Genomic DNA, 6,533 nt, shown 5'->3' on the forward strand with positions numbered 1-6,533 from the left:
CCGATACGAACGCAAGGCCGAACACTTCCTGGCCTTCACCGCCATCGCCTGCAGCCTCATCTGCTACCGCAGACTCACCAAATGAGACGACGTCTTAGAGGGAGCAGCGGCCCCGGCCCTTGGACGTGACTACGGCGTGAGCCGGTTCGGGCCACGGAACAGGAAGGTGGCCTCCCGGATCGAGTCGAGGCCGAGCATCACCATTAGGACCCGCCCGAGCCCCATGCCCAGACCGCCATGCGGTGGACACCCGTACCGGAAGGCGTTCAGGTAGTCCTGCATCGGCTCGGTGCTCATGCCCTTCTCCACAGTCTGCTTCAAGAGCACGTCGTAGCGGTGCTCGCGCTGCGCACCCGTCGTGACCTCCAGTCCCTTCCACAGCAGGTCGAAGCTGAGCGTCACACCCGGGTTGTCCGCCGGCCGCATGTGGTAGAAGGGCCGGGTGCTCGTCGGGTAATGGGTGACGAACACCCACTCGTGTCCCGTCTGCTCCTTGATGTACGCGGCGATACCGCGCTCACCCTCCGGGTCCAGGTCCTCCTTCACGCCGGCCGGGTCCCAGCCCCTGGCCCGCAGGATCTCCTGTGTCTCGGCCATCGTGATCCGAGGGAACGGCATCGCCGGCACCGCGACCTCGACACCGAACGTCTCCTGGGTCGCCTCACCGTGCGCATCGACGACCTTGGCGACGGCATGCGCGAGCATCTGCTCCTCGAACGCCATCACATCCTCGACCCCGTCGATCCACGCCAACTCCACGTCCACACCGGTGAACTCGGTGGCGTGCCGCGAGGTGAACGATGGCTCAGCGCGGAAGACAGGCCCGATCTCGAAGACCTTGTCGATGCCTGCCGAGATCGCCATCTGCTTGAAGAACTGAGGCGACTGCGCCAGGTAGGCGGAGCGGTCGAAATAGCCGAGCTTGAACACTTCAGCGCCGGACTCCGAGGCCGTTCCCATCAGCTTCGGGGTGTGCATCTCGGTGCACCCTTGCCGATAGGCGTACTCGCGCATCCCTTGCTCGAACGTGGTCTGCACAGCGAACAGCAACTGCGCCTGGGGCCGGCGTCGTACGTCCAGGAACCGCCAGTCCATCCGGTGTTCGAGTCCGGTCTGCTCGTCGATGGGCAGTGGCGTCTCTGCTCGGTTCAGAACCTCGACCGAATCCGGGATGATCTCCAGGCCGCCGAGCTTCACGATCGAGTTGTCGACCACGCGACCGGTGATCCGGACCGCCGACTCCGGCGTGAGTCCCTCCAGTGCAGCCTCAACCTTGTCGTCTTCGCCGCCGCGCCTGTGGGTGACCTGCACCATCCCAGTGCGGTCGCGCACGACGACAAATTGCATCTTGCTCTGCAGGCGGAGAGTGTTCACCCAGCCCGACACAGAAACGGTCTGCCCGACATGTTCTCGCAGGCCAGACACCAGTACACGGCTAGTCGTGTGGATCATCGCAGCCCTCCCAGGGGCGTCGTCATGATCCCTTGGGGGCGCGGACGAGAAGGGTACTCGCGGTGCCACCGCGCCTTTACCGCAACTCGGAGAGCTACGGCCTCATTCGTGCCCGATGACGGGGGCCAGCCGGCGGGGCATTGGACCTCCTTGCGAGGCCGTTCCTCCCCGCGCTCGGGAGGGTCTTCACCCGGGGCGCAAGGCCGCCTTCCCAGCTACCAGCGGCTCTCTCTGCTCGCGTGATCCCGCGGCTACTCGTCTCCTTCAACGCGTTGCTGCCGAGCATAGCGGGGCGGGCACTGATTCGACAGCAAGATCACACCAATGAGTCAGCTGGTCACCCCTCGGCCATCGCTTGCGGCCTGCCGTGCTCTCCCGCCCCTTTGCTGCACCGGACTTGCCTGCGGTGTACAGCCGTGCGGGGACGTCGGCCGGGCCGCGTCGGAAGCGGGGGCGGCGATCACCGGCTGGCTGATCTGGTTGATTCAGCGATGAGCCCGCCCGTCCGCTGAGACAGCCGCCTGTGAGGAGCCGGGGGCACCGTTGAACTCTGGCTCCCCGGTTTCGAGCACGCGGAGCAAGGAGGCGGTGACGACACGTGTCCCACGGCCGATGCGTAGCACGCGGCACGGGAACTCCCCGCGGCGAACTAGGTCGTAGCCCTTCGCCCGCGAGAACCCGAACGCCCTGGAAGCATCTTCCACGCTCCCCGTGCCATCCCAGGTTGCGCGGATGTGAGCAGGGCTAAACCGAGGGGCCAGAGTCTCGTCGATCTTTGTGTGCATTCACGTTCTTTCGTCTTGGCGGCGGGTGCCCGGTGCCGGACCTACGAACGCCACACGCGGCAGGTGACCGGGGTGTGATCAATACTCCGCGATATTGCCGGTTTGGCTAACCGGCGATTAGGAGCTATGTTGCCTGCTTCTCGTATAAGGCCGCCCTTTCTGAAGGCGTCAAGGGCGAGGGCGGGTAGGAGGGGGCAAGCGTCCAGGGCATGACGCCATGGCCCAGCACTGCCACGGAAGCGGTCTCGGGAAGTGCGTGCTACACCTGATTCCGATGACGCATCATGTGGAGTGCGTAGCGATCCCCGAACCGGCCACGAAGGGGTCGTGACCTGTGGTTTTGATGGGTGTGCATGACGTGCACTACGGGCGTTACGGGCGATATCTTGACGCTCATTTGACGCTCGTTCCCGTTGTGCGCCGCTCTGCGGCCTGTCAGGGCTCGGTTGGCCTCTTGGGCCCGGCTCGACGTGAGCGCGAGCGAGAGGCGCCGTTCGGTCGCTCCTCGCCGGTCATCTGCCGGTCGGTGTGGCTGCGGTCGAGTGTGAGGGGCAGGGGATGACCCCTTGGACCGCATCTTCCGGACCGCTACGTCTTACCGCCTGCTCTTGCGCCACGGTTTCAGGGTCGATCAGCGGAGAATCCGCGGTGACCGACCGGTAAGACTGGTCCCCCCGAACCGGAACGCAAGTGGCCCCAGGTAGAACGTCACACCGGACATCGCGTCCGCCACGGCTTGCGCTCGCCGTCCTGGCGACTCGGACACAACCTCGACGTCGACGAGGCCGGCGCTTACGCACTTCACCTCCTGCTCCTCACCGTCGATCAATACGGTGACGGTGACACTCTGCCCCTGCTTCAGGAGGCAAGGTTGAAGGTCGAGCCAGTTTCCGGCAGTCGGCAGTCCGCCTTCAGGTCCGCGCACATCTTGGCCCGACTTGACTCGCTGATCATCTCTTGGATGCGCTCGCGCCAGAAGTGGTGTACCAGGAAGTTGCGCCGGTTCAAGCTGTTGGTGAGGTCGTCCACCACTTCCGGGTAGGCGCTTACGTACGGCTCGGCTCGCCGGATGAGCTTGCCCATCATGTCCCTGAACCCCTGCGCCCAAGGGTCGCGAATGAGTCGTTCCCCCTGCTCCTCGGCCGTGATGATCCTGGCCATCGCGAGGGTGTTGACGAGGGTGTGTTCGAGGACGTTGGCCTTGTAGATGGCCAGCCCGAAGAGGGCGTACACGGTCTTGTGGTCCGTGTCGTTGTCGTACTCGTCGTCCGGCTCCGGGTCTGGCTCCTCGCGCCAGGTCGGCTGATGTTCCTGAGAGGGCCGACCTACGCGGCCAGCTTCTCGGCAGGACGGGGCTCCCGGTCGTCGAGTCGGAACCGAGGTTTCCCTTGCCAGCCCCTCGGGATGGCGGTCTCTCGCGGAGTGCCCAGCTCAACCGCCGTCGAGCAGCGGGAGCTACGGTGCGCCTCGATGGGGCAGAAGAGGATTTCTACATGTTGCCCGACCGATCCGGTCAACCTCGCGCCAACCGACGACCCGCCCGCCGAGCATGAACTCGGGGAGCTTCCACCGGTGAAGGCATCCTTCTGCCAGGTGGAGCCGAGGTAGTTCAGCTCCAGGAGCTCCATCTCTTCGAGGGTGAGCGGCGCAGGTGCAGCCATGCATCACCTCCCGAAGGCACCTTCCTCGCCTGGGTGTTGGTCCGTCAAGGGCGAGGTGCCGTATCGTGGTAGACGGAAAGGAGAAGACGCGTGTCTTTGGCGGGTGACATCGCCACTTACGCCGTCTACTTCGAAGGAAGAAATGAACGAATACTGGGCGATCTACGGCGCCGTCCTCGTGACTGCGCTGGTGGTGTTCGAGCGACTGCTCGAACGTATTCCGCCGCTCGCCGAGAAGGCCATCGCCGCCGTCCGATCCATCCGTGCTGTAGCGGATGAGTTCAGGGCGAAGCGCGAATGACCAACCGTCTACCCCTACCTCCTGGTGGGGGTAGACGGCGTTCGGAGCCCGAGCTCCTTCTTGTAGTTCGCGATGGCGACTACGGCAGCAGAGTCCTGCTCGGGTACGGGCTCGGTTAGTTCGATGCGCACACGGCGCCGGTCTCCCTCGGTCACCAGCAAGTTGCCCCTTGGGTACTGTCGCTGTATGGATCAGGGGGTAGCAGGCTTGTTGGGGGCCGCAGTTGGCGGCGCGATTGGCGTGATCGGCACCGTCAGCGCAGCATGGCTGGCTGGACGTGGGCAGCGACGAAGCCAACATGAACAGTGGCTGAGGCAAGTACGCAGGGATGCCTACGCGCACTTCGTCGCCTGCTTGCACCGGGTAGAACGGGTCGTTGGGGAGACAAGTAATGCTGCCCTCCAGGGGAGGCCAGTGCCGGACGGCTGGCCGGAGGAGATGACGCAGGCCGGCGAAGCGCTTTCGGCTGTAATGCTCGAAGGTCCTGACGAGATCTACGAGCTGGCCTTGGAGGTGTTTCATCTGGCGCAAGAGTGGTGGTACGCACTGCAATACGAACACGGAGACCCGTCGCCGGGGGACACCTACCACGATTACCCCAGCACCGACATCGGGGCCGCGACGGAGATGTTCTTGCAGGCGGCCTCGCGCGTTCTCCGCGCCTCAGATCAGGGCCTACTGTCTGCTCCGCTTCGAACGTGAAGTCTCGGCCCTGCGGTGTCCGGCCAGCGGAGCGGCGCTCGTCCAGCCCGAGGGGCACCTCAATGGCCGAACTTGAGCCATGGCGAGTCTGGTGGGCGCGGTGGCGTGGGCTGGCGTCCATCACGGGGTGACCAATGGTGAGTTGTCGTGTCTATGCAATCCGCCTTTGCCGCCAGAAAAACGTTGACGGGCTAACGCGGGACCCGACCGCGACCACGCCTGGCCACTACGGTGACTCGTGCTCTGATACGCGGTGGTTTCGGGGGCTTGCTGATTTGCCAGCGGCCTGAGTTGGGATGCCGAAGCCGGAGTCAGGCCGGAGGGCTTACCTGTACCGATGGAGCAGGTGCTTAGAAGGCGCCTGCTCTATCCACTGAGCTACGGGGACTGAGCTGCGAAAACGCAGTATCCCAGGTGCTTGCCCATGTGGCCTGTGGGACCTACGTGGGATCTTCGAGCTTCCTGGGACGGTGGGACGCTGCGCATCCCGGTGGCCCGGACGTAGCGTCTCACACCATCTTCACAGGGCCGAAGTCCCTCGCGGAAACAATCCTGGGCCCGCCCGGCGTTGACGATCTTCGAGCCGAGGAGGGGAAGGTGTCGGGCCTGAAGCTGTTCCACACGACGACGAGCGGCGCGACCGAGGTCGCGCCGCGTCTTGCTGAGGCCGAGGCAGATGTGCAGGGCATGGTCGAGACGCACATGGAGACGCTGCTGGGCGTCCGGTTTCTGGCGAGCGAGTACAGCACTGGACCTGTCCACGGGGGCAGGATCGATTCGCTCGGCCTGGACGAGAACGGATCACCCGTTGTCGTGGAGTACAAGCGCGGCCTGGACGCCGGCGTCATCAACCAGGGATTGTTCTACCTGAGCTGGCTCGTGGACCACAGGGCTGAGTTCGAGCACCTGGTCCGAGGCCGGCTCGGGGCTCCGGCCGCGGCCCAGGTGCTCTGGAGCAGCCCGAGGCTGATCTGCATCGCCGGGGACTTCACCCGCTACGACGTGCACGCCGTGCGCGAGCACCGGCGCAGCATCGACTTGGTCCGCTACCGACTCTTCGGCAGAGACCTGCTCGGCCTTGAGACTGTGGCGTCAGTCAGCGGCAGGTCGCCGGCCGTACGACGGGCCCGCGGGCAGTCGACCGTACTGGCAGTGAAGGACGGCCAGAGCACGGCGCTGGCCGAGCTGGGGCAGGCGCTGGACGAGACGCTGCTCGGCCTGGGGGATGGCGTGAACCGCATACAGCGCAAGACGTACCGGGCCTATCAACGTCTGCGGAACTTCGCCTGCGTGTGCCCGCCGCAGAAGACCAAGCTGCTTGTCTACCTCAAGGTCGACCCGAAGGAGGTCGACCTGGTACCCGGCTTCACCCGGGACGTGACGGGGCTCGGCCACCACGGAACGGGTGATCTGGAGGTGCAGCTGCGTACGCTTCAGGACCTGGATCGAGCGCAGGACCTATTCCGTGCCAGCTACGCGGCTGCCTGACAGGCTCACGGCCAGCGCCAGTACCAGCGAGCGGCGCTCGGAATGTGACTGTGAACCGCCCCGGTTCGAATAGAGACTCGATTTCATGAAAGGATCGAGTCATGGCACGACCCTCCCGTTACCCGCTTGAGCTGCGCCGTCGTG

6 protein-coding genes are annotated in these 6,533 nt (G+C 65.0%); 3 read left to right on the top strand and 3 right to left on the bottom strand.

All coding sequences use genetic code 11. From position 1 onward, the window contains the following. Positions 1 to 129: 129 nt before the first annotated feature. Positions 130 to 1,452: an aspartate--tRNA(Asn) ligase gene (gene aspS / locus ABT288_RS49005; RefSeq protein ID WP_351623258.1), complete on the bottom strand. Its 1,323-nt coding sequence runs from the start codon at positions 1,450 to 1,452 to the stop codon at positions 130 to 132. A 1,643-nt stretch (positions 1,453 to 3,095) separates the two neighbouring features. Further along, positions 3,096 to 3,470, bottom strand: a complete 375-nt coding sequence (locus ABT288_RS49010) for a hypothetical protein (protein WP_351623260.1) — start codon at positions 3,468 to 3,470, stop codon at positions 3,096 to 3,098. 570 nt (positions 3,471 to 4,040) lie between these two features. On the opposite strand from ABT288_RS49010, the gene ABT288_RS49015 reads away from it, so the two are divergent. Continuing rightward, positions 4,041 to 4,199, top strand: a complete 159-nt coding sequence (locus ABT288_RS49015; RefSeq protein WP_351623262.1) for a hypothetical protein — start codon at positions 4,041 to 4,043, stop codon at positions 4,197 to 4,199. A gap of 14 nt (positions 4,200 to 4,213) precedes the next feature. On the opposite strand, the gene ABT288_RS50480 is transcribed toward ABT288_RS49015, so the two are convergent. Then, positions 4,214 to 4,354 (bottom strand): phage terminase small subunit, encoded by a 141-nt coding sequence (locus ABT288_RS50480; protein WP_502973023.1) that lies wholly within the window; start codon positions 4,352 to 4,354, stop codon positions 4,214 to 4,216. A gap of 283 nt (positions 4,355 to 4,637) precedes the next feature. Here ABT288_RS50480 and ABT288_RS49020 point away from each other — a divergent pair, with 283 nt between their 5' ends. Together ABT288_RS49020 and ABT288_RS49025 are read left to right on the top strand one after the other, a co-directional pair. Continuing rightward, a complete protein-coding gene (locus ABT288_RS49020; protein WP_351623264.1) occupies positions 4,638 to 4,901 on the top strand; it encodes a hypothetical protein in 264 nt (87 codons plus the stop codon). 597 nt (positions 4,902 to 5,498) lie between these two features. After that, entirely contained in the window at positions 5,499 to 6,389 is an 891-nt protein-coding gene (locus ABT288_RS49025; RefSeq protein ID WP_351623266.1) for a DUF5655 domain-containing protein, read from the top strand. Positions 6,390 to 6,533: the final 144 nt, after the last annotated feature.

Origin of the sequence: Streptomyces sp. NPDC001093, assembly GCF_040298985.1 — a bacterium.
In the GTDB taxonomy this organism is placed as follows: Bacteria; Actinomycetota; Actinomycetes; order Streptomycetales; family Streptomycetaceae; genus Streptomyces.